At 63.4% G+C, this 20705-nt stretch carries 25 protein-coding genes; 6 read left to right on the forward strand and 19 right to left on the reverse strand.

The features are described 5' to 3' along the window. Window positions 1–74: 74 nt before the first annotated feature. Both FFS68_RS01550 and FFS68_RS01555 read right to left on the reverse strand, forming a co-directional pair. Window positions 75–1040 (reverse strand): site-specific DNA-methyltransferase, encoded by a 966-nt coding sequence (locus FFS68_RS01550; RefSeq protein ID WP_171003699.1) that lies wholly within the window; start codon window positions 1038–1040, stop codon window positions 75–77. Between the two features lie 178 nt (window positions 1041–1218). After that, window positions 1219–1860, reverse strand: a complete 642-nt coding sequence (locus tag FFS68_RS01555) for a hypothetical protein (RefSeq protein ID WP_137751556.1) — start codon at window positions 1858–1860, stop codon at window positions 1219–1221. A gap of 101 nt (window positions 1861–1961) precedes the next feature. On the opposite strand from FFS68_RS01555, the gene FFS68_RS01560 reads away from it, so the two are divergent. Beyond that, window positions 1962–2171, forward strand: coding sequence for a helix-turn-helix transcriptional regulator (locus tag FFS68_RS01560; RefSeq protein ID WP_249339967.1), 210 nt, complete (start codon window positions 1962–1964; stop codon window positions 2169–2171). A gap of 1 nt (window position 2172) precedes the next feature. Here FFS68_RS01560 and FFS68_RS01565 read toward each other — a convergent pair whose 3' ends face one another. From FFS68_RS01565 to FFS68_RS01580, 4 genes are all read right to left on the reverse strand, one after another. Beyond that, window positions 2173–2532, reverse strand: a complete 360-nt coding sequence (locus tag FFS68_RS01565; protein WP_171003700.1) for a DUF3768 domain-containing protein — start codon at window positions 2530–2532, stop codon at window positions 2173–2175. A 62-nt stretch (window positions 2533–2594) separates the two neighbouring features. Then, on the reverse strand, window positions 2595–3206 hold the full coding sequence (locus tag FFS68_RS01570) for a hypothetical protein (RefSeq protein WP_137751559.1): 612 nt from the start codon (window positions 3204–3206) through the stop codon (window positions 2595–2597). A 5-nt stretch (window positions 3207–3211) separates the two neighbouring features. Continuing rightward, the gene (locus tag FFS68_RS01575; RefSeq protein WP_137751560.1) at window positions 3212–3790 is read right to left on the reverse strand and encodes a site-specific integrase; all 579 of its coding nucleotides are present in this window, start codon (window positions 3788–3790) and stop codon (window positions 3212–3214) included. Window positions 3791–4134: 344 nt separating this feature from the next. Beyond that, window positions 4135–4626: an FKBP-type peptidyl-prolyl cis-trans isomerase gene (locus FFS68_RS01580; protein WP_137751561.1), complete on the reverse strand. Its 492-nt coding sequence runs from the start codon at window positions 4624–4626 to the stop codon at window positions 4135–4137. A gap of 230 nt (window positions 4627–4856) precedes the next feature. On the opposite strand from FFS68_RS01580, the gene FFS68_RS01585 reads away from it, so the two are divergent. From FFS68_RS01585 to FFS68_RS01600, 4 genes are all read left to right on the forward strand, one after another. Beyond that, window positions 4857–5084 (forward strand): hypothetical protein, encoded by a 228-nt coding sequence (locus FFS68_RS01585; protein ID WP_137751562.1) that lies wholly within the window; start codon window positions 4857–4859, stop codon window positions 5082–5084. A gap of 220 nt (window positions 5085–5304) precedes the next feature. After that, window positions 5305–5913, forward strand: coding sequence for a hypothetical protein (locus FFS68_RS01590; protein ID WP_171003701.1), 609 nt, complete (start codon window positions 5305–5307; stop codon window positions 5911–5913). A 148-nt stretch (window positions 5914–6061) separates the two neighbouring features. Then, on the forward strand, window positions 6062–6796 hold the full coding sequence (locus tag FFS68_RS01595) for a response regulator (protein ID WP_137751563.1): 735 nt from the start codon (window positions 6062–6064) through the stop codon (window positions 6794–6796). After that, window positions 6793–8142, forward strand: a complete 1350-nt coding sequence (locus FFS68_RS01600; RefSeq protein ID WP_249339968.1) for a HAMP domain-containing sensor histidine kinase — start codon at window positions 6793–6795, stop codon at window positions 8140–8142. The genes FFS68_RS01595 and FFS68_RS01600 overlap by 4 nt, the downstream gene beginning before the upstream one ends. Before the next feature lie 111 nt (window positions 8143–8253). Here FFS68_RS01600 and FFS68_RS01605 read toward each other — a convergent pair whose 3' ends face one another. From FFS68_RS01605 to FFS68_RS01635, 7 genes are all read right to left on the reverse strand, one after another. Further along, window positions 8254–9054, reverse strand: a complete 801-nt coding sequence (locus tag FFS68_RS01605) for a thioesterase family protein (protein ID WP_137751564.1) — start codon at window positions 9052–9054, stop codon at window positions 8254–8256. 7 nt (window positions 9055–9061) lie between these two features. After that, a complete protein-coding gene (locus FFS68_RS01610) occupies window positions 9062–10231 on the reverse strand; it encodes a saccharopine dehydrogenase NADP-binding domain-containing protein (RefSeq protein ID WP_137751565.1) in 1170 nt (389 codons plus the stop codon). Between the two features lie 92 nt (window positions 10232–10323). Further along, window positions 10324–10836 carry a DoxX family protein gene (locus FFS68_RS01615; protein WP_137751566.1) on the reverse strand — a complete coding sequence of 171 codons (513 nt, stop codon included), beginning with the start codon at window positions 10834–10836 and terminating at the stop codon, window positions 10324–10326. 71 nt (window positions 10837–10907) lie between these two features. Beyond that, on the reverse strand, window positions 10908–11462 hold the full coding sequence (gene dcd, locus FFS68_RS01620) for a dCTP deaminase (protein ID WP_137751567.1): 555 nt from the start codon (window positions 11460–11462) through the stop codon (window positions 10908–10910). Window positions 11463–11500: 38 nt separating this feature from the next. Next, window positions 11501–11953, reverse strand: coding sequence for a cytidine deaminase (locus tag FFS68_RS01625; protein ID WP_137751568.1), 453 nt, complete (start codon window positions 11951–11953; stop codon window positions 11501–11503). Further along, window positions 11950–12705: a glycoside hydrolase family 25 protein gene (locus FFS68_RS01630; protein WP_137751569.1), complete on the reverse strand. Its 756-nt coding sequence runs from the start codon at window positions 12703–12705 to the stop codon at window positions 11950–11952. Before FFS68_RS01630 ends, FFS68_RS01625 begins: the two co-directional genes overlap by 4 nt. A 3-nt stretch (window positions 12706–12708) precedes the next feature. Beyond that, window positions 12709–13206, reverse strand: coding sequence for a UPF0262 family protein (locus FFS68_RS01635; RefSeq protein WP_137751570.1), 498 nt, complete (start codon window positions 13204–13206; stop codon window positions 12709–12711). A gap of 129 nt (window positions 13207–13335) precedes the next feature. Here FFS68_RS01635 and FFS68_RS01640 point away from each other — a divergent pair, with 129 nt between their 5' ends. After that, window positions 13336–14847, forward strand: coding sequence for a replicative DNA helicase (locus FFS68_RS01640; RefSeq protein WP_137751571.1), 1512 nt, complete (start codon window positions 13336–13338; stop codon window positions 14845–14847). A gap of 107 nt (window positions 14848–14954) precedes the next feature. Here the strand turns inward: FFS68_RS01640 and FFS68_RS01645 are convergent, their stop codons facing one another. The 6 genes from FFS68_RS01645 to astD form a co-directional block, all read right to left on the reverse strand. Beyond that, complete coding sequence (locus FFS68_RS01645; RefSeq protein ID WP_137751572.1) at window positions 14955–15833, reverse strand: phosphoadenylyl-sulfate reductase; 879 nt, start codon at window positions 15831–15833, stop codon at window positions 14955–14957. Then, entirely contained in the window at window positions 15826–16239 is a 414-nt protein-coding gene (locus tag FFS68_RS01650; protein ID WP_137751573.1) for a DUF934 domain-containing protein, read from the reverse strand. The genes FFS68_RS01645 and FFS68_RS01650 overlap by 8 nt, the downstream gene beginning before the upstream one ends. Then, window positions 16232–17863: a nitrite/sulfite reductase gene (locus FFS68_RS01655; protein ID WP_137751574.1), complete on the reverse strand. Its 1632-nt coding sequence runs from the start codon at window positions 17861–17863 to the stop codon at window positions 16232–16234. The genes FFS68_RS01650 and FFS68_RS01655 overlap by 8 nt, the downstream gene beginning before the upstream one ends. A gap of 1 nt (window position 17864) precedes the next feature. Next, the gene (locus FFS68_RS01660; protein WP_088442130.1) at window positions 17865–18161 is read right to left on the reverse strand and encodes a DUF2849 domain-containing protein; all 297 of its coding nucleotides are present in this window, start codon (window positions 18159–18161) and stop codon (window positions 17865–17867) included. Next, window positions 18158–18946, reverse strand: a complete 789-nt coding sequence (cobA, locus tag FFS68_RS01665; RefSeq protein WP_137751575.1) for a uroporphyrinogen-III C-methyltransferase — start codon at window positions 18944–18946, stop codon at window positions 18158–18160. Before cobA ends, FFS68_RS01660 begins: the two co-directional genes overlap by 4 nt. Window positions 18947–19108: 162 nt before the next feature. Then, a complete protein-coding gene (astD, locus tag FFS68_RS01670; protein WP_137751576.1) occupies window positions 19109–20554 on the reverse strand; it encodes a succinylglutamate-semialdehyde dehydrogenase in 1446 nt (481 codons plus the stop codon). Window positions 20555–20705: the final 151 nt, after the last annotated feature.

Here is a 20705-nt window from a genome sequence, read left to right on the forward strand (position 1 = left end):
CGATGACGGCTCTGAGCCGTGCGCGGCATCAGATCGGAATCCCGCGCGGGATCAGATCGGAACGATGCGCGTGATCATGTCGGTATCCCTGCGCGGGATCGTCGGAATCCGCAGGCGTCTACACATCCGTCATCGAGTGCCGCATTCTTGTACTTAATGCGGTATGCTTCAAGCATCGATTTTACTCGACGGCGTTCAGCCGCCCAACACCGGCCGGCGGTGGGGTAGACCATCTCGCCCGTAAACGGATTTTGTATGCCATAAACCTGTGACCGATGAGTATCAGCACCCGGGCCGGTTAGATCGCCCGCTTTCCAAATTTTCGGGTCGCCATCGCGATTGCCATAGCGCGCGTTCATTGCCTCGCTGCGCGGTAAGAGGTTCGTTTTTGCCCGATCCACTGACTTCGCATAGACCAGAACATATTCGGTAGAGGTCGACACATGCGACCGCTTTCCGACGTTGTTCTTGGGGGCATAGCTTTTTTGCCAATTGATGATGGCAATACGATTCGATTCACCAAACATTTCGTCCAAAAGCATACCCAGCCTGAAGACTTCTCGATGATCGATGCAGATCGCCAAGACGCCGCCCGGTTTCAACATTTCCTTCATCATCCATAAGCGCGGGGTCATGAAGCGAAGCCATTTGGAATGTCGCGAGCCATCGTCGGCAGGGACGAGGCTGCCAAGGTCGGGATCGTTAGGATCTTCGTCCCAACGATCATTGTACCTGAAGTCTAGGCCGGTGTTATAAGGCGGGTCAGTTAATACCAGGTCGACTTGGCCTCGATATTTATAAAGGCTCACTAGGGCTTGCAGGTTTTCGCCTTCAATCAGCATATTCTGTGATTGACTGGCCTCGTCGCCAACACAGAATTTTCGCTCGATGCGTTGGGAGCGCGGTTTGAGTTGCCGGATTATCTGCCAAGGAGGCGTCTGCCCCGGGTAGGTCAGTCGGATGCCGCCTGCGTCCGCTCCATCACGTTCGAGGAGCAGCCGAATCAGATCATCTCGGCTGAGCTTTGCGTAATCCACCATATCAACCCCTTAGTGCGAGCAAGGCAGGCGTTCGCACCCGTCCTCGGTCGCACGGTTACCGATTTTCTGGCTCTATCAGGAAAGACCAATTGCGCAAGAACATGACCGGAACAATTGTTGCCATTTAGGTCGATCGGATAGGTGTTTCTGCGAGTTTGCGGGGACAGGCGGTCTCTGCTCATTCGTCTAAGGGTTGGCTTTCTCTTTCTGCTTTTTGGGCCTCTACTCTGGCGGCTTCTTCGGTCGCGGCTTTTGCCTGCATCCTCTCTTTGAATGCGTCATCCTTTACGCGCTGTTCCGCCATCATGTCGTCCCATGTCCTCACGGGAGGCGCTGTCTCTTCGACGGCATCGACATCACCTTCGATTAGCTCTCCGTCATGAGATTCGTCTGCGGCTGAGCGTTCTGTCGGCGCGTTCGTCAGCGCCGGGCCGCCGCCTATATCAGCCCATGTGACAAACTTATCGGGTCGAGCCATGCCGACGCTCTGCTCTCCCAACCTTTTGATATCGCCATGACCGGTCACGCAAAAATGAACCTCGCGTCCCGAAGACTGGTTGTCGCCAAACTCGGAGTAGATCCGCACTTTAATCGTGCGATCGTCCGCATCGTTGTTGCAGAAGGTCAAGCTTTCAGATTCGACGCTTGCGATGTGAATTTTGATTAGCCCCGCGCTGGATATCATGTCGTTGCTCCGAAGGATGTCGGTCACAATCCGCCGCGCCGGCTCATCCGTCGCATAATCAATCTCTGTCCCCAGCGAGCCGGAACACCCCGACATTGTCGCCAACATTATTGCCGACAGAACGTACCTCTTCATGCTGCCCTCCTTTGCGCTCTTGCGCGTTGATTGATGAGTATACTCCGTGGATGAAAAGTCTACCGTGACCTCAGTTTGCCGGTATGACTTTGAGGACCATATTGGCTCGGAATCTGCGCGGCCTGCGCTCCGCTGCTGGCTTGTCGCAAGAAGAGCTGGCCCATCTGGCAGCGATCGACCGCACTTACGTTAGCGCGCTGGAGCGCGAACGCTATGCCGCGACAATCGACATGATTGAGCGGTTGGCCGCGGCTCTAAATGTAAGTCCGCTAGCGTTGCTGGCCGACACAGGACAGGTCGCCAGCCGATAACTTAGTATTCGGAAACGAGCATCACAGTCAGCACTCTGGCCGTCACCGCTTCATTGGCTGGGTCGTCGGATCCGTATTTTCGATCGAGAGCATAATAATCGATCTTCCAAAATAGATCCGCACCAAACAGGTGGACGTCTCCGAAGTCGCGTTCGCCGTGAGGGTCATTCTCGCCATCAAACGCGGCGTACTTTGCTAAGGCCTTGGCGAGCGCGATCGGATCGAAGTCGGAAAGCGAAAGAACACCAGCGGTGACCACCAAATTCCCACCTTCGCCGCGCTTCCGTAAGGCGTCGTTAAGCCGCGCGATACGTTCCGCCCGCGGTGGCTTGGCGCACGTACAATTATTCTCGGAATCCATTTTCCGTACTCCTTCTTCTAAGATTGAAATTGTGTGGCCAACTCGGTGATTGACCCGCATCGCTAGTCGGTCGAGCGCGGCACTAGCTTTCTGGGGTCGAAAGCAGCCGTCCAACCGGCTCTCTCGTAGGCCGAGGAATTCAACAATCCCTCGGCGCACGCTCGCCATAACACGGTGTCGATCGTCGCAATTCGATACCCAGATTCGCGGGCCAGTCGTCGACACAGCTTATGAGTCGACGTTTTGTCACGGCGGGCAATCCGTTCGAGATGAATATCAGGCTTTGCAACATCCGCACCCAAGTTTTTGGCGAGATGGTAGCTGGTAATTGGGCCGACCCACGGCAGCCGCTGCAAAAACGCCACCGGCTCGTTCGACAGCAAATAGGCTACGAAAAACAGCTCGCGATCACGCCATATTTTTTGGATCGCCTTGCTCTTCCCAGGGTGGCCGAACACCCGCCTCACGCGTTTGCCGTTATGCAGCGCCGACATGCATCTTTCATAGATCGGTTCTGCCACGCTGTTCTTCATGCCGGAATTGCAGATTACATAGATCGCGTGGTCTGCAAATTCTTCGGGAGTCGTTGCGCGCGGAACCGCCTCTGACCAATCGATGTCGTCGGAAAAACCTGCGCTTCGAAGAAGCAACTCGATCCGGCGAAATCGCTTCAAAGTTATCACAGCATTTGGATCAGCTTCCGCTGTGCCTCCCGGTCGCCCTCAATGTATCGCTCCGTGGTGGTGAGAGCGCGGTGTCCCGCCAGCTCCTGAATGTCGCGTAGTGAGCCACCAACCTTTGCGAGCAACCTTGCGGATTGGGTGATGAACGTCCGGCGCCCGGAATGCGAGGAGCACCCGACAAACCCGAGTTTGCTGTACAGGGCAGAGAACCAGTTAACGATGCTCTTGGCTGTCATGTGACCACCCCGCTGAGAGCGAATAACTGGTCCAGCCGTCGGATAACCTTGAGACGCGCGCATCGACGCGAGGACTGTCTTGAGCTCCGCGTGAATGGGTACAATCCTGCCGCGACCATTTTTGGCAATTGATCCGCTGACCGCGATTGTCGTCGAAATATGTCCATCGGGACCGGTGACCATCTCCCAACTCAGCCCGGCAATCTCGCAAGCGCGAAGTCCGGCCCTAAAGCTAAGCAGCACGATGCATTGGTTTCGTTTCGCTGCGCCTCCTTGACGAACGTGCTCCAGCACGCGGCCAAACTCTCGAGGCGTCAGCACTTTTGCTGACGTTCCCATAATCTGCCTCTGTCATGAAATACGGCAAACCGCCGCCAGCAACGTATAGCAAGTTTTCACTACTTCGTCAAATTACATCAATTTATCAATGCTTTGGTATAGGGATGGCTCGATTCTCCGAGGGGTGCTGACTAATGCTGTGGGAGGCTATATGCTCCTACGCAATTGAGCGAAACCGCGTGATGGATAACCACTACAGCCGCTCGTGATCGTGGAGGTCCGCCTCCATCCGCTGCATTTGGGGGTATAATTGGGGGTAGCTTGAGTTATATCATTGCAGGACTGTAATTATATCAACGCGTTAATTCGCAGTTGTGGTTCCCGCTACCTCCAGGTCTTTCCGATCATCCCGCCGGTTCGATGCCCAGCAGTTCGACCGTGAACAGCAAGGTGGCGGCGCCCGGGATCGGGCCTTTGCCGTCGGCGCCATAAGCCAGCTGGTAGGGGATCGCGAGTTCGACCTTGTCGCCGACGCCCATCAGCGCGACGCCTTCCTGCCAGCCCTTGATGACGCGATTGAGCGGAAAGCTGGTCGGTTCGCCGCGCTTGATCGAGCTGTCGAATTCCTGACCGTCGGCGAGGGTGCCGACATAATGGACGGTGACCATGTCGGTCGGGCCGGGCCGGGCGCCGTTGCCGTCGCCGGCGATGCGGCGCCAGCGCAGGCCGCTGGCCGTGACGTGCCAGCCATCGGCGCCATGGCGCTGGGCGAGCGCCGCCATCTGGCGGTTCAGCCACGCAGTTCCCGATGACGGTTCGGCGGCGATGGTGGCGGGGGACAATATGCCGAGGCCGAGCGTCGCCAGCAGCAGTCGGTGGGGTAGCGATACGCGCATGGTCACTCCTGTTATGATCGCTGTTCATAAACGCACCCGTGCCCGGTTGTGCAAACCCTATCATGCGCCAACGTCGCTTTTGCGCGCGCGCCGCGGCGCCGCGGCGACCTCCGCCGACCTCCGCCGACCTGTCCGATTAACGCGACGAACGCCGCGGCGCGCCGGATCAATCCGCCGGTGCGGATCGTTGGTCGGGTTCAACGTCACAGTTTTCACGGATGGAGAAAGCAATGCATATGGTCAAAAAGCTCGTCATCGCGCTGGCGGCGACGTCCGCCGTCGTGGCGCCGGTTGCCGCATCGGCGGCCAGCGGCGTGCGGGCGGGGTCGATGGTCGAGGGCGACAGCGAACTGGAAGGCAATTCCGGCTGGTTGATCGGGCTCGTCGGCCTGCTCGCCGGGGTCGTCGCGATCGTGCTGGTCGCCGATAATGACGAGGATTCGCCCACCAGCCCCTGATCCAGCCATGAGCGACGACCGCCGGGCGTGCGCATTGTCGGTGCGCGCGCTCGGCGTTTGCGTTGCCGATCGCGTTGCGCCGCGATGAACGGCGCGGCGCGACTGTGACATTTTGCGACATTTTTGCGCCGATCCGGCAAGGGACTGGGACAAATGGCGCCTAGAACGGCTTCATCGGGATCCGGCCTTTGCCCGGACAGCCCATGAAGGAGTTCGTGACGTGAACAAAAAAATGACATTTCTGACCCTGGGTGCGGCGCTGATCGCGGTGCCGGTGCTTGCTGCGCCCGGTGGCAAGGGTGACACCGACGGCAATGGCACGGTGTCGCGTGCCGAGGCGCAGGCGCGTGCGACGCAGATGTTTGCCCGGATGGATGCCAACAAGGATGGCAAGGTCGACCCGAGCGACCGGGCCGCCCAGCATGCCGAACGCCAGGGCAAGATGTTTGCCGCAATCGACGCCGACAGCAATGGCAGCATCAGCAAGGCCGAATGGGACCAGCATGGCGTCGATCGCGCCGCGAAGCGCGCCGAACGCGGGGCCAAGCGCGCCGACGCGGGTGAGGCTGGCGAAGGCAAGCGTCATGGCATGCGCGGTCCCGGCAAGCGCGTTGGCTACCACGGCATGCGCGGCGGCATGATGGCCAAGGCCGATACCAATGGTGACAAGGCGATCAGCCAGGCCGAGTTCCAGACCGCGGCGCTCGCGCGCTTCGATGCGTCCGACGCCAACAAGGATGGCCAGGTGACCGCCGAGGAGCGTCAGGCGCAGCGCGGCGCCTGGCGCGCCAAGCGCGCTGCACCGCCGGCTGCCCCCGCCAGCGAATAAGCATTTGGCCGGGGCCAGCGGCATGGGGCAGGCTTTCTCCCCCCCTCCCGGCATTGCCTTTGCCGCTGGTCCCTGCCAGCTATCGCCCATCGGCCCTTCGGCCGGTGGGCGAACCAGCGTTCAATTCCCGTTTATCCATGGGCCGACGATGACCGACAGCAATTCTCCGCGCATCCTGCTGATCGACGACGAGCCGTCGATCCGCGAGCCGCTGACCGAATATCTGGCGGCGCAGGGCTTTGCGGTGACCGCCGCGGCGAGCGCCGCCGAGGCGCGGTCGGTGCTGCGCGCCCAATCGGTCGATCTGGTCGTCAGCGATATCATGATGCCCGGCGAGGACGGCTTGTCGCTGACCCGCCATTTGCGCGAGACGAGCGCCATTCCCGTGATCCTGCTCACCGCGCGCGCCGAGGATACCGAACGGATCGTCGGCCTGGAAATCGGCGCCGACGATTATGTCGTCAAACCCTTCAATCCGCGCGAGCTGGTCGCGCGCATCCGCACCGTGCTGCGGCGCACCCAGCAGGGCGGCCGGGCGCTCGATCCCGGCGGCACTTGCTATGCATTTGGCGACTGGGTGCTGCGCGAGGTCGAACGGGTGCTGGTCGATAGCGACGGCAATGAGGTCGCGCTGTCGTCGGGCGAATATCATCTGCTCCACGCGCTGGTCCGCCATCCGCGCCAGGTGATGAGCCGCGACCGCCTGCTCGATCTGGTCCGCGGGCGCGAGGCCGATATTTTTGATCGCGCGATCGACAATCTGGTCAGCCGCCTGCGCAAGAAGATCGAGGTCGACGCCGCGCACCCGCAGATCGTCAAGACGGTGTGGGGCGGCGGCTATACGCTGGCGTGCGAAGTGAAGCGGATGGGACCGGCGGCGTGAAATTCCGTCTGTGGCCGCGCAGCCTGATCGGCCAGCTTGTTTTCGCGGTGGCGCTGATGCTGTTCGTCGCGCAGGCGATCAACTTTGCCCTGCTCGTGCGCGGCCAGAAACAGCAGATGCTGGCGCATGGCGGCGGCATGGCGGTGGCGCGGATCATCGACGCGGTCGATCGCGACCGGCGCGGCGATTTTCGGCGCGGGCCGCGTGACCGGCGCGACGACCCGCACGAGCGCGAGCGCGCGCAAAAGCTGGTGATTTCGGACACCCCCATTGCGGTTCCGACCGGTGCGGTGCGGCTGCCCGAGCTGGCTGATTATGTCGCCGACTTGCTGAACGAGGCCGATGTCGGCGCGCAGTCGGTCGATGCCTGGGCGCTGCCACAGCGGCCGCGGTTGCGGCCGAATTTCCCCGGCCGCACGGTGATCGTGTCGGCCAGGATCGACAATCGCTATATCGCGGTGCGCAGCCGGATCCAGACCAGCGGCAACCGGTTGCAGGGGTTTCTGATCTGGCAGACGCTCTCGCTCTATCTGCTTCTGCTCATCCCGATCATGGTCATTGCCTGGCGCGCCGCGGCGCCGCTGCGCGACCTGACGCGCGCGGCGCGGGCCAATCCGGCATTGCGCGATGCGACGCCGCTGGAGGAGGAGGGGCCGTCGGACGTTCGCGACCTGATCATCGCCTTTAACGCGTATCGCGGCCGGATTGCCACGATGTTGTCGGACAAGGACCGGATGCTCGGCGCGGTCGGCCACGATCTTCGCACCCCGCTGGCCAGCTTGCGGGTGCGGGTCGAGCAGATCGACGACGATGTCCTGCGCGACAAGATGATCGCATCGATCGACGAAATGACCGCGATGCTGACCGACATATTGGCGCTGGCGCGATCAGGGGCAGGGACCGAGCTGCGCGAGGCGGTGGGCCTGCGCGGCCTGGTTGAAGAAATCGCCGCCGATTACCGGGAGCGCGGTCAGGATGTCACGGTGGCCGCGGCGGCCGATGCCGCGGTGATGGCGCGGCCGTTGCTGCTCCGCCGCGCGCTGCGCAACCTGATCGACAATGCCGCGGCCTATGGGGTTCGCGCCCGCCTGTCGGTGGAGCGCGCGCCGGGCGAGGTGCGGATCATCGTATCGGATGACGGCCCCGGCCTGACCGACGAGCAAATCCGGACGCTGATCGAACCGTTCGCGCGCGGCGAAGGGTCACGCAACCGGGCGACCGGCGGGTCGGGACTGGGCCTGTCGATCGCGCGCGACATTGCCGAGGGCGAAGGCGGGACGCTGACTTTGGTCAATCGCGCCGGCGGCGGGCTGGACGCGGTGGTGATGTTGCCGAGCGCGAGCTAACGCCCAGGGCCGTTACCCTAAACCGTAGCCCTGAGCTTGTCGAAGAGCGCTTCGCCGAGAGGCGCCCTTCGACAAGCTCAGGGCTATTGTTGAACCTGAAAACGTCAGGCTCTAGGCGTAAATCGCGATCGCCTGGCTGCCGCTGAGCACCGGTTCGCCGGCGCGGTTCCACAGCATCATGTCCTGCACCGACAGCCCGTGGCGGGCATAGCCGGTCTTGGCCGACAGCAACCACCAGCCGTCGTCGGTTTGCGGGTCGCCGGTCAGCATGTTGACGGTCCAGTTCATCGAGCTGATCGGCCCGAATTCGCTGAACAGCGCCATTGCGGCGGGGGGCAGCGCGTCGCCCATCGCGAGCAGTGCGACGGCGGGGTGGCAGGCGGGTTCCTCGACAAAGCGCACCCAGGTCAGATATTCGCCGACCTCGCTTTTCCATGCAAAACGCGGGCCGGTCGTCGGGCGCATGTCGAAATGGCGCACGAACGATGGACGCGCGTGATGGTCGGGCACCGGTTCGAGCGTTTCGGGCGCCGGGCAGGCAGGCATCGTCAGCCGATTGTGATCGAGATGGCTTTTGCGGTCGGGCGAAAAGGCGAACACGGCCGCGGTGCCGAACCCCGCGTCACTCGATACGCCAGCCTCGACGAACAGCGACGATTTCGACTGGCGCAGGACGCGCGTGTTCACGGTGCAATCGCCGCCGACCGGGCCGACGAAGCTGATCTGGGCATAACGCAGCGGCGTGCCGGTGGGGTGGAGCATCATCGTACCCGCCAGCGCGACCGCCGAGCTGATCCCGCCATAAGCGGTGCGGCCCTGCATCCAGCCATCATCGATATGCGCCTTCGCCACGCCGTCTTCGGTACGCAGCGTCGAAAGCAGCGCGTCGAGCGCGCTGGGGGAGGTCGTCATCTTGCTTTTAGTCCTCGATCTGAAAGGTCAGTCCGGCATGTTCGGTCAGCCGCGCGATCAGCGCGTCGCCGAGCAAGGCGCCCGGGGTCCATACGCCGCCGTCGCCCTTGTTCGCGAGCAGCGCGATGCCGGTTTCAGCCAGCATCTTTGACGTCGAGCCATAGCCGGGATCGCGGTCGCCCTGGACACTGGCGCGAATGGTGGTGCCGTCGGGATATTCGCCGATGAACAATATGTCGTAAAAGCCGTTTTCGCGCTCTTCCTGGCTCGGGCCTTCGCCGGGCTTCAGCTTCGATTCGCCGAACGGGTTCGCCTTTGCCATCGCTTCGGCCATCGCTTTGCCGGCGTCGCCGATCGTCGTCATCACCATCTCGTCATAGACCAGATCGGCACCCCACGCGTGGCCGAGCAGGAAGTTGGTGCGGTGGACATTCTTGGTGTTGATCGGCGCCATGACAAAGGGCGCGGTCCAGGTGCCGGTCGCGCTGTCATATTCGGGGATCAGCCCGGTCGGCTGCGACGGCCCGTCGAAACCGGGGGTCAGCGCAAAACTCGATTTGAGCAGCAGCGCGAGCGAGGGCTTTTTGGCGATCGCCTTTAACGTCTCGGTCAGGCTGGCGATGGTGCCACCCGACGCGCCGCCCGCCATCTTGCGGACGCGGCCCTTGACCCGCGGCGCGGGCTTGCCATGGCGCTTCACCGCTTCGGCCTGGAGGAAATGGACGCCAAGGTCGAAGGGGATCGAGTCGAAGCCGCAGCTGAAGGTGATCCGCGCCCCCGAAGCCTTGGCGGCGTCCTGATGCGCGTCGATCATCTCGCGCATCCAGCCGGGTTCGCCGCACAGGTCGGCATAGGCGGTGCCCGCCTTGACGCAGGCGGCGACAAGTTCGCTGCCGTAAAGCTGATAGGGGCCGACGGTGGTCAGGATGACCGTCGCGCGCGCTGCCATCGTGTCGAGGGTCGCGGGATCGCTGGCGTCGGCGACGACCAGCGGGGTGTCCTTGGGCGCATCGATCAGGTCGCGCACCTCGGCCAGCTTGGCGGCGCTGCGCCCCGCCATCGCCCATTTCGGCGCGTCCTTGCGGCCCGCATAATGCCGCGCCAGATATTCGGCGACGAGCCGACCGGTGAACCCGGTGGCGCCATAGACGATGATATCAAATTCCCGGCTGGCCATGAAAGCCTCCCCTTACGTAAACGTAAAGGGAGGCTAGCGCAGCGCGCGGCCGATGCCAAGCACCAAGCGTCAGCGCACCGGTGAAGTGTGAGTCAGCGCCGCCAGAACGGCCGCTTTTCCACCACCACCGGGGTACCGACCGCCTCGGCGCGGCCTTCGGCGCGTGCGGCGCGCAGTTCGGCGTCGGCGGCGTGCTGCTGTGCCTTGTGCGTCGCCAGTTCGTCGCGGCGACGCTGGCGCAGCGCGTCATAGCTCCAGCGCGTATGGCCATAGCCGAACAGGCTGAGCAGGCCGCCCGCGATCGCGAGATTCTTCATCGCCGCCATCGCCTGCACAGGATCGGTAAATTCGCGATGGAAAAACAGGATCGTCGCCAGGACAAAGCCCGCGAGCAGGATCGACCACAGCCGCACCGCGATGCCGAGCGCGATGCACACCCCGGCGATCAGTTCGAACAGCCCGGTCGGGATCGCGAGGCCGCCGGGCAGCCCCGCGGCGGAAATCATGGCGGTGGTGTCGTTGACGTGGATCAGCTTGTTGATCCCCGACACGATGAAAATCACGGCGATGAACAGGCGCCCGATAAAAACGGCAATCATGGACATGCGTCTATCCTCCAAACGATGCCCCCGCGCCGATGGTTTCAGGACGCTTGGGGGCGGGTGGAGGTTCCGCGTCAGAGCTTGGGCAGCGTGACGCCCTTTTGCCCCATATATTTGCCCGCCCGGTCGGCGTAGCTGATCTCGCACGGCTCGTTGCCAGCCAGGAACAGGAACTGGCACGCGCCCTCATTGGCGTAAATCTTGGCGGGCAGGGGGGTGGTGTTGGAAAACTCCAGCGTCACATGACCTTCCCAGCCGGGTTCGAGCGGGGTGACGTTGACGATGATGCCGCAGCGCGCATAGGTCGATTTGCCGAGGCAGATGACCAGCACGTCGCGCGGGATGCGGAAATATTCCACCGTCCGCGCGAGCGCGAAGCTGTTTGGTGGGATGATGCAGACGTCGGTTTCGCGGTCGACGAAATTCTTCGGATTAAAATCCTTGGGATCGACGATCGTCGAATCGACATTGGTGAAAATCTTGAATTCGGGCGCAACGCGCGCGTCATAACCATAGGACGACAGGCCATAGCTGATGCACCCGTCGCGGCGCTGCGCCTCGACAAACGGTTCGATCATGCCCTGTGTCTGGGCGGCTTCGCGAATCCAGCGGTCGGAAAGAATGGCCATACCGCTGTTTGTCGGCGCGCGCAGATTCGCGCAAGCGGTCAGTCGCCGATCAGGCCCAGATCCTTCGGACCGAAGGCGGCGGGTAGCAGCTCGCTGAGTTTGTAGGTCTTCACCTTTGCGCCATCGCCCGACGCGCAATGAACCAGGATGTCGGTTTGCGACCGTTCGGCGGCTTCGTTCAATATCTGGCGGCAGCGGCCGCACGGGTTGACCGGGTCGCTGCCCAGCAGCGCGTCGCCGTCGGGACGGCCGCCGATGATCGCGACTTCCGCGAGCTCGCCGATCCAGCCCTCGTTGGCGATCTTGGCCACCGCGGCGGTCTCGGCGCAGAGGGTCAGGCCATAGCTGGCGTTCTCGACATTCGCCCCGGTGACGACGTCGCCATTTTTGAGCAGCAGCGCCGCGCCGACGTGAAAGCCCGAATAGGGCGCATAAGCGCGGCGTGCGGCGTCGCGGGCGGCGGCGATCAACTCGTCACGGGGGTCGCTCATCGCGGGTCTCCTTCGGGGCGGACGACGTTCCAGCCGACGGTGCCATCGGCCCCCGACAAGCGGACATAATCATTCGCCTGCCACATCGCCCAGGGGTGGGCGCCATAGTCGGGCTCGAAAAAATCGCGGCGCAGCCAGATGGTGCGCGCGATGCCCTGGGTGACCTTATAGTCGCTCTCGAACCCCGGGCCGGGGGCGATCAGGCTGGGTTTGCCCATATGCGCCTCGATCTGCGCCAAAAAGGTCGCGAGTTCGGAGAGCAGCAGCGCGCGGGTCGGGCGGTCGGGGCAGCGGTCGTCATAATCGAGCCACACCACCGCGGGCAGTGCGTCGGCGCGGCGCGGGACGTGGCGGATGAAATTGGCCGCCTGATCGGTTGCCAGCTGGCACAGGCTGTAGCGGTGGATCGCGCCGGTCTGCACCCCCGCCTCGCGCGCCGCGACCATGTTGCGGGCGAATTGGGCGTCGATGCCGCGGGTTCCGTCGGTGCCCATCACATAAGCGAAATCGGCGCCCGCCGCCTTGATCGATCCCCATTGGACATCGCCATTGCCCGCGTCGATCGTCACCCCCTGCGTCGGATAGATCGCCCGATCGGGGGTCCAGCGCGCCGCCCACCACAGCGCCAGACCGGTGGCGAGCAGCAGCAGCACGATCGCCGCGCCGATCCGCCGCAGCAGGCGCACGGCCGCGGCGCGCCAACCGTCGCCCCGCTTTGCTCGCCGCTTGTTGTTGATCGCCCCCGTTGCCACGCCTTAACCCTTGATGTGCAGGACGCAGATCAGCGTGAACAGCCGCCGCGCGGTATCGAAATCGACTGCAATCTTGCCGTCCAACCGGTCCATCAGCATCTCGGCTGCTTCGTTGTGCAGCCCGCGGCGCGCCATATCGACGGTTTCAATCTGCTGCGCGGTCGAGGTCTTGATCGCCTGGTAATAGCTGTCGCAGATCGCGAAATAATCGCGGATCGGGCGGCGGAAACGGCCGAGGCCAAGAATAATCGCTTCGAGCGGCGAACCGTCCTCGCGCGAAATTTCAAAGATCAACCGGCCTTCCTCGACGCGCAGCATCAGCCGGTAGGGGCCGGCATAGCCATCGGCATGGCCGCGTTGCGGGACGAATTTATTGTCCTCGATCAGGTCGAAAATCGCGACACGGCGTTCCTGTTCGACATCGGGATTGCGCCAGACGATCGAACCCTCGTCGAGTTCGACCGAAATGATGCGTTGTCGTGAAGGGTCTGCGTCGGCCATGCTGCCTGTGCTTCTACTTGGCACGGGGCGAAGGGCAAGGGACGACTTATCCCGAAAGTGTCCACAGGCACGTCCTGGCTGTCGTGATGGCAGTTGCGCCCTTTGCATCGTCGTCGCATGGTGCCGCCCATGCTTGACGTAGCCCGCCTACCGATCGCGGCATCCGCCGGGGATGACCGCCAATTGCCGCGCAATATCGAGGCCGAGGCCGCGTTTCTTGGTGCGATTCTGATCGACAACCGAGTCGTCGAGGATCTGCCTATCGCGCTGACCCCCGATCATTTCTTCGAGCCGCTCCATGGCCGCATTTTCCAGCAGACGATGGCGCTGATCGAGCGCAACAGCATCGCGACGCCGGTGACGCTGAAGCCCTATTTCGAAGCGGACGAGGCGATGAAGGCGGTCGGCGGACCCGGCTATCTGGCCCAGCTTACGGGCAGCGGTGCCGGGCTGATCGGCGCCCGCGACTTTGCCAAGCAGATTTACGACTTGGCCTTGCTGCGCGAACTGGCAGGCGTCGGGCGGGTGCTCGTCGAAAATGCGCTCGACACCAGCGAGCGCGTCGATCCGCAGGCGCAGATCGAGGAAGCGGAAACCGCGCTCTACCGCGTCGCGGGCGGCGAGGCCGAGATGGGGTCGGTCAAAAGTTTCAGTCAGGCCAGCCTCACGGCGTTACAGGCCGCCGAACGCGCGCTCAATTCGGGCGGCCACCTGTCGGGGATCACGACCGGGATTTCGAGCATGAACGCCAAGATCGGCGGCATGCACAACAGCGACTTGATGATCCTCGCCGGCCGTCCGGGCATGGGCAAGACCTCGCTCGCCACCAACATCGCCTATAACGCCGCCGAACGCTTCCGCCGCGACGAGGGTGACGGCATTCCGCCCGAAAAGAATATGGGCGCGAAGGTCGCCTTTTTCAGCCTCGAAATGTCCGCCGACCAGCTCGCAACGCGCGTCCTGGCCGAACAATCGGGGGTGTCGGGCGAAGCGCTGCGCATGGGCAAGATCAGCAAGGAGCAGTTCCAGCAACTGTCCCGTGCGGCGCAGACGCTCCAGACATTGCCGCTGTTCATCGACGACACGCCGGCGCTGACGATCGCAGGGCTGCGGACGCGGGCGCGGCGCTTGCAGCGACGGCACGGCATCGGCCTGATCATCGTCGATTATCTCCAATTGCTGGCGGGCAGCTCGAAGAGCGGCGACAATCGCGTGCAGGAAATTTCGGAAATTTCGCGGGGTTTGAAGACGCTGGCGAAGGAACTTCATGTGCCGGTGATGGCGCTGTCGCAGCTTAGCCGCGCGGTCGAACAGCGCGAAGACAAACGGCCGATGCTGTCCGATCTGCGCGAATCGGGCTCGATCGAGCAGGACGCGGACATGGTGCTGTTCGTGTTTCGCGAGGATTATTATGTCGCCTCGCGCGAGCCGAAACGCCCGATGGAGGGCGACGATGTTAAGATTCACGCCGCGCATGAGGAATGGGCGGCCGAGATGGAGCGCGTCTTTGGCCTCGCCGAAGTGATCGTTGCCAAATCCCGTCACGGTTCGACGGGCAAGATCCGCATGCACTTCGAGGCGAAGACGACGAAGTTCAGCGATCTGGCCGACGAGAGCCAGGCGTTTGCGGATTATGAGTAAGGCGTAGCCTGTCATTGCGAGCGAAGCGAAGCAATCCAGAGCGTGACAAGCCGCACTGGATTGCTTCGCTTCGCTCGCAATGACAACGTTTTTTGCGATGCGTCAGATCAGAACGCCGGATCATTCGCTGGGTCGTCACCGATCGGCGACACCGCTTCGTGGATGCCGCATTCTGTCTTGTCCCAGCCGCGCCAGCGGCCCGAGCGCGGGTCTTCACCGGGCAGAACCTTTGATGTGCACGGCGAGCAGCCGATCGACGGATAGCCTTGCGATTCCAGCGGATGGCGCGGCAGGTCGTGCGCTTCGAAATAGGCGTCGAGGTCGGCGCGCGTCCAGTTGGCGAGCGGGTTGAATTTCAACCGGCCGGTGCTGCCGTCGAGTTCGAAGCGCGGCAAGCCTTGGCGCGTCGAGGACTGGAAGCCTTTGCGACCGGTGATCGACGCATCGAAACCCGCCATCGCCTTTTCGAGCGGCTTGACCTTGCGGATTTCGCAGCAGCCATCGGGGTCGTAGGACCAGCGCAATTCGGTTGCGTCCTTGACCGCGAGATCGTCGGCATCGGGGGTCAGGTTGACGATCTTGAGTCCGAGCCGCGCCGTGAGCGTATCGCGATACGCCAGCGTTTCGGGAAAATGTTTGCCGGTGTCGAGAAACAGCACCGGCATGTCGGGGGCAACCTGTGCCACGAGATGCAGCAAAACCGCGCTTTCGGCGCCAAAGCTTGAGACGATTGCGGTATCGCCAAGCAGGCCTGCGCCGATCACGCTGGCGACCACCTCGGCGGCGTCTTGGCCACGGAACAGATTGTTGAGGCGGATCACGTCGGCGTCGGTGAAACGCGGCGCGACGTCGATGCGGTCGCGGGTGCGATCTTTCCCAACCCCGTTCGTATCGCGCGTAGTCGAGATGCCGCGCGTCGGCGCGCTGCCGCTGGGTGTCCCGACCTCGCTCGACACGAACGGAATTCGGGGATCGGCTTTACCCATGCCGCAGTTTCCAGATCGGCACAGCGCCGTCGGCAGCGCCCTGATAATGTTCGGGCCAGCGCGACAGCGCCGCTTCGACATCGGCGGGATTGAGCGATTTTTCGGGCGCGAAGCTGTCGAAACCACAGCGTTTCAGATAGCCGATCTGATCGACCAGCACGTCGCCCTGCGCGCGCAGTTCGCCGGTATAGCCCGCCTCACGCAGGATACGCGCCGATGAATAGCCGCGGCCGTCGCGGAATTTCGGGAAGGCGACCTCGATCAGCTTGAGCCGATCAAGAAAGGGGATCAGCGCGCGCGCGTCCTCATCGGATTCGAGGCGGACGGCGGTCGCGTTCGACTGGTCAAGGAAGGCGTCGAGGGTGACGCAGGGTTCCTCGCCATCGGCTTGCAGATGCTCAACCATAGATCGCCTCCTTGAACGGCGCCATGCCGACGCGGCGATAGGTGTCGACGAAGCGTTCGCCATCGGTCCGCTCGGCAAGATATTTGTCGGTGACGCGTTCGATGGCGTCGACGATGCCGTCTTCGTCGAAACCGGGGCCGGTGATGGTGCCGAGCGACACATCCTCCGCGCCCGAGCCACCAAGGAGGAGCTGGTAATTCTCGGTCCCTTTACGGTCGACCCCGAGAATGCCGATGTGACCCGCATGGTGATGCCCGCACGCGTTGATGCAACCCGAAATCTTGAGCTTGAGTTCGCCGAGATCGCGCTGGCGCGCTGGGTCGGCAAAACGCTGGGCGATTTTCTGCGCGACCGGGATCGAGCGCGCATTGGCGAGGCTGCAATAGTCGAGGCCGGGGCAGGCGATGATGTCGCTGATCAGGTCGAGGTTGGGCGTCGCGAGCCCTGCGCCGTCGAGGGCCTGCCAGATCGCGTAAAGATCGGCCTTGCGGACGTGCGGCAGGACGATGTTCTGCGCGTGGGTGACGCGCAGCTCGTCATGGCTGTATTTCTCGGCGAGGTCGGCCATCAGGTCGATCTGCGCCGAGCTGGCGTCGCCGGGGATGCCGCCGATGGGTTTCAGGCTGATGTTGACGATCGCATGGCCCGGCACCTTGTGCGCCGCGACATTCTGGTCGACCCAGACCGCAAAATCGGGGTCGGTGCGGTCGATCTCGTCCGAAGCCGACGCATCGAGCGGTGGCATCGCAAATTGCGCCGCGATGCGGTCGAATTCGGCCTTGGGCGGATCGATGCCGAGTGATTTTACGTGCGCAAATTCTTCTTCGACTTGGCGACGATATTCGTCGGCGCCGAGCTCGTGGATCAGGATCTTGATTCGCGCCTTGTAGATATTGTCGCGGCGGCCGTAGCGATTGTACACGCGCAGGCACGCTTCGGTGTAGCTGAGCAGATCGTCGAGCGGCACGAAATCCTTGATCAACGGCGCGATCATCGGGGTGCGACCCATGCCGCCGCCGACATAGAAAGCGGCGCCGTGGGCACCGTCCTTTTCGACGATCTGGATGCCGATGTCGTGGAGGCGCATCGCGGCGCGATCTTCGTCGGCGGCGATCACCGCGATCTTGAACTTGCGCGGCAAATAGCTGAATTCGGGGTGAAAGCTCGACCATTGGCGCAGCAGCTCGGCCCACGGGCGCGGATCGGTCAGCTCGTCGGCGGCGGCGCCCGCCCACTGGTCCGAACTGATATTGCGGATGCAATTGCCGCTGGTCTGGATCGCGTGCATTTCGACCGACGCCAGGTCTGCGAGGATCGCGGGTGCGTCCTCCAGCTTGATCCAGTTATACTGGATATTCTGGCGGGTGGTGAAATGGCCGTAATCGCGGTCATATTTGCGCGCGATATGCGCGAGCATCCGCATCTGGCGGCTGTCGAGCGTGCCGTAAGGCACTGCGACGCGCAGCATATAGGCGTGGAGCTGGAGATAGAGACCGTTCATCAGCCGCAGCGGCTTGAACTGATCCTCGGTGATCTCCCCCGCCAGGCGGCGCTTCACCTGATCGGCGAATTCGGCGACACGGGCATCGACCATTTGCTGGTCATATTCGTCATATTTATACATGTCAGATCACCCAGTCGCCGGCCGCGGGATCGGCGGGTTTTAATGTCAGGTCGGGGCGCACGGTCGGGCCGAGCGCGCGAATACGGTCCTTGATGTGCGCGGGGCGCGGGCCGTCGGCGGTTTGCTCGCCCGCGATGATATAGGGCGCATTGACGCGGCGCGCGGCTTCCTCGACCGCGAGGATCGCCTCGCCAGCCTCACCGACGTCGGCGGCGTCCTCGATATGCAGCGACCAGTCGGCGCCGGTCCACCAGGTGACGAAGCCCGTTTTCAGGTCGTTGCCGGTCAGCAGTTTCATGCAAAATTCCCCAATTTTTCGGCAACCCCGGGGGCGCCGAGACAGTCGAGCGCGTCGGCGCGCGCTGCGACCTTGCCGACGATGATCAGCGCCGGGCTCTTCACCGCTTCGCGTGCGACGAGATCGCCAAGATCGGTGAGCAGAGTGCGCAGGACGCGGGCGTCGGCGGTGGTGCCGCGCTCGATCACCGCGACGGGCAGATCGGGCGACACGCCGTCGGCGATCAGCTTGTCGGCGATGGCGGTTGCGGTGGCGATGCCCATGTAGATGACGAGGGTGCGGCCGTGGCCCGCCAACCCCGACCAGTCCTGATCGGACAAATCCTTGCACTGGCCAGCGACAAAGCTGACCGCGCTGGCGTCTTCGCGGTGGGTGAGGGGGAGGCCGGCCTGCGCGGCGCAGCCGGCGGCGGCGGTGATGCCGGGGACGACCTCGCACGCGACGCCGGCTTGGCGCGCGGCATCCAGTTCTTCGCCGCCGCGCCCGAAGATCAACGGATCGCCGCCCTTCAGCCGCACGACCTGTTTCCCGGCCAGCGTCTCGCGGACGAGCAGGTCGTTGATCAATTCCTGTTTCATCGTGTGGCGGCTGCGCTGCTTGGCGACCGAAATGCGCGTCACATGCGGCGGGATCAGCGCGAGCACGCCAGCGCCGACCAGCCCGTCATGGACAACAAGGTCGGCACTCGCCAGCAAGCGCGCCGCGCGCAGCGTCAGCAGGTCCGGGTCGCCGGGACCGGCGCCGACCAGCCATAATTTGCCGGCAGGGGGGAGAGTCTTTTCCATGCAGGATAGATGATGGCGCGCCCGCCGAATGGCAAAGCAGGCTTTATTGACGGTGATGAAGGTAAAATTGCCCCTCTCGATCGTCACCCCGGACTTGATCCGGGTCCATGCTGCCGCTGCGGGAATGGATGCCGGATCAAGTCCGGCATGACGAAGAAGCGGCTAGTTATAGTTCTTGAGCACCAGCTGCGACCCTTCGGGATCGCGCAAGCCCACCCCGATCGACGCGCGCATCGCGTCGCTTTCGCTGCTTGCGACCGGATAGGCGCAATAATCGGCGGCGTAGAAGGCACTGGGGCGATGATTGCCCGACAGGCCGACGCCGCCAAAGGGCGCGGCCGATGAGGCGCCGTTGGTCGGGCGGTTCCAGTTGATCACCCCGGCGCGGGCATTGGCCCAGAACTGGTCGTAAAGCTGGGGCGTGCCGCCGACCAGCGCCGCCGACAGACCGAAAGATGTGTTGTTCGCCTCGGCAATCGCGGCCTCGAAACTGTCGACGCGGATCACTTGCAGCAACGGGCCGAACAGCTCGATGTCGGGGCGTTCGGGCATGCCGGTCACGTCGATGATGCCGGGGGTCAGGAACGGGCGCCCGGCGATCGGCCGCGTCATGTGGCGGATCACCTGGCCGCCGTTCGACATCAGGATCAGAAAGCTTTCGGTCAGATGGTCGGCGGCCTCATTGTCGATCACCGGCCCCATATAGGGCGCGGGGTCGGCGTGCGCATGATCGACGATCAGCCGGCCCGCGAGCGTCTTGACCTCTTCAAGCAGCGCGTCGGCCAGACTGTCGCGCACGATCAGCCGCCGCGCATTGCTGCACCGCTGCCCGGCGCTGAGGAACGCCGATTGCACCACGATGATCGCCGCGGTGCGGATGTCGGCGGTGTCCCACACGACGATCGGATTGTTGCCGCCCATTTCGAGCGCCAGCAGCTTGCCCGGCTGATCGGCGAACTGGCGATTGAGCGCCAGGCCGGTGCGCGCCGAGCCGGTGAACAGCAGGCCGTCGATGCCCTGATGCCCCGCCAGCGCCTTGCCCGTGTCGGGGCCGCCGACGATCAGGCGCAGCACCGCTTCCGGTACCCCGGCGCTGTGGAACAGTTCGACCAGCTTGGCGCCGACCGCGGGGGTCTTTTCCGACGGTTTGAACAGCACCGAATTGCCCGCAATCAGCGCCGGGACGATATGGCCGTTCGGCAGATGGGCAGGAAAATTATACGGGCCGAGCACCGCGAGCGCGCCATGCGGTTTGTGGCGCACCGCGTTGCGCAGCCCCATTGCGCCCTCGATCCGCCGGTTGGGGGTGCGTTCGGCGTAAGCGGTGACCGAGATATTGACCTTGGCCACGACCGATTCGACCTCGGTCCGCGCTTCCCAAAGCGGTTTTCCGGTTTCGCGCGCGATCAGGTCGGCAAAGGTTTCGCTCTCGGCTTTGACCCGATCGGCGAAGCGGCGCAGCGTTTCGGTGCGAAAGGTGACGGGTTTTGCCGCCCATTCGGGCCAGGCGCGGCGGGCGATGTCCACTTCGTCATCGACATGGCTGACCGCGCCGCGCCACAGTTCTTCGCCGGTTGCGGGTTCGAAGGAAAGCAGGGGTTCGCTCATGGTCGATCGGGTCTTATCGGCGAAAGGCGGTGGCGGCAACCTGCGCTGCGGTTTGGCGTGATGGATTGCTTGCACCGCGCTTCATGGTTGGCGATAGACACGGACGACTCCCGCGCACCGGGACATGCCAAGACAATAGCCAAGGGGACGT

Origin of the sequence: Sphingopyxis sp. L1A2A (genome assembly GCF_005502465.1) — a bacterium.
Lineage (GTDB): Bacteria > Pseudomonadota > Alphaproteobacteria > Sphingomonadales > Sphingomonadaceae > Sphingopyxis.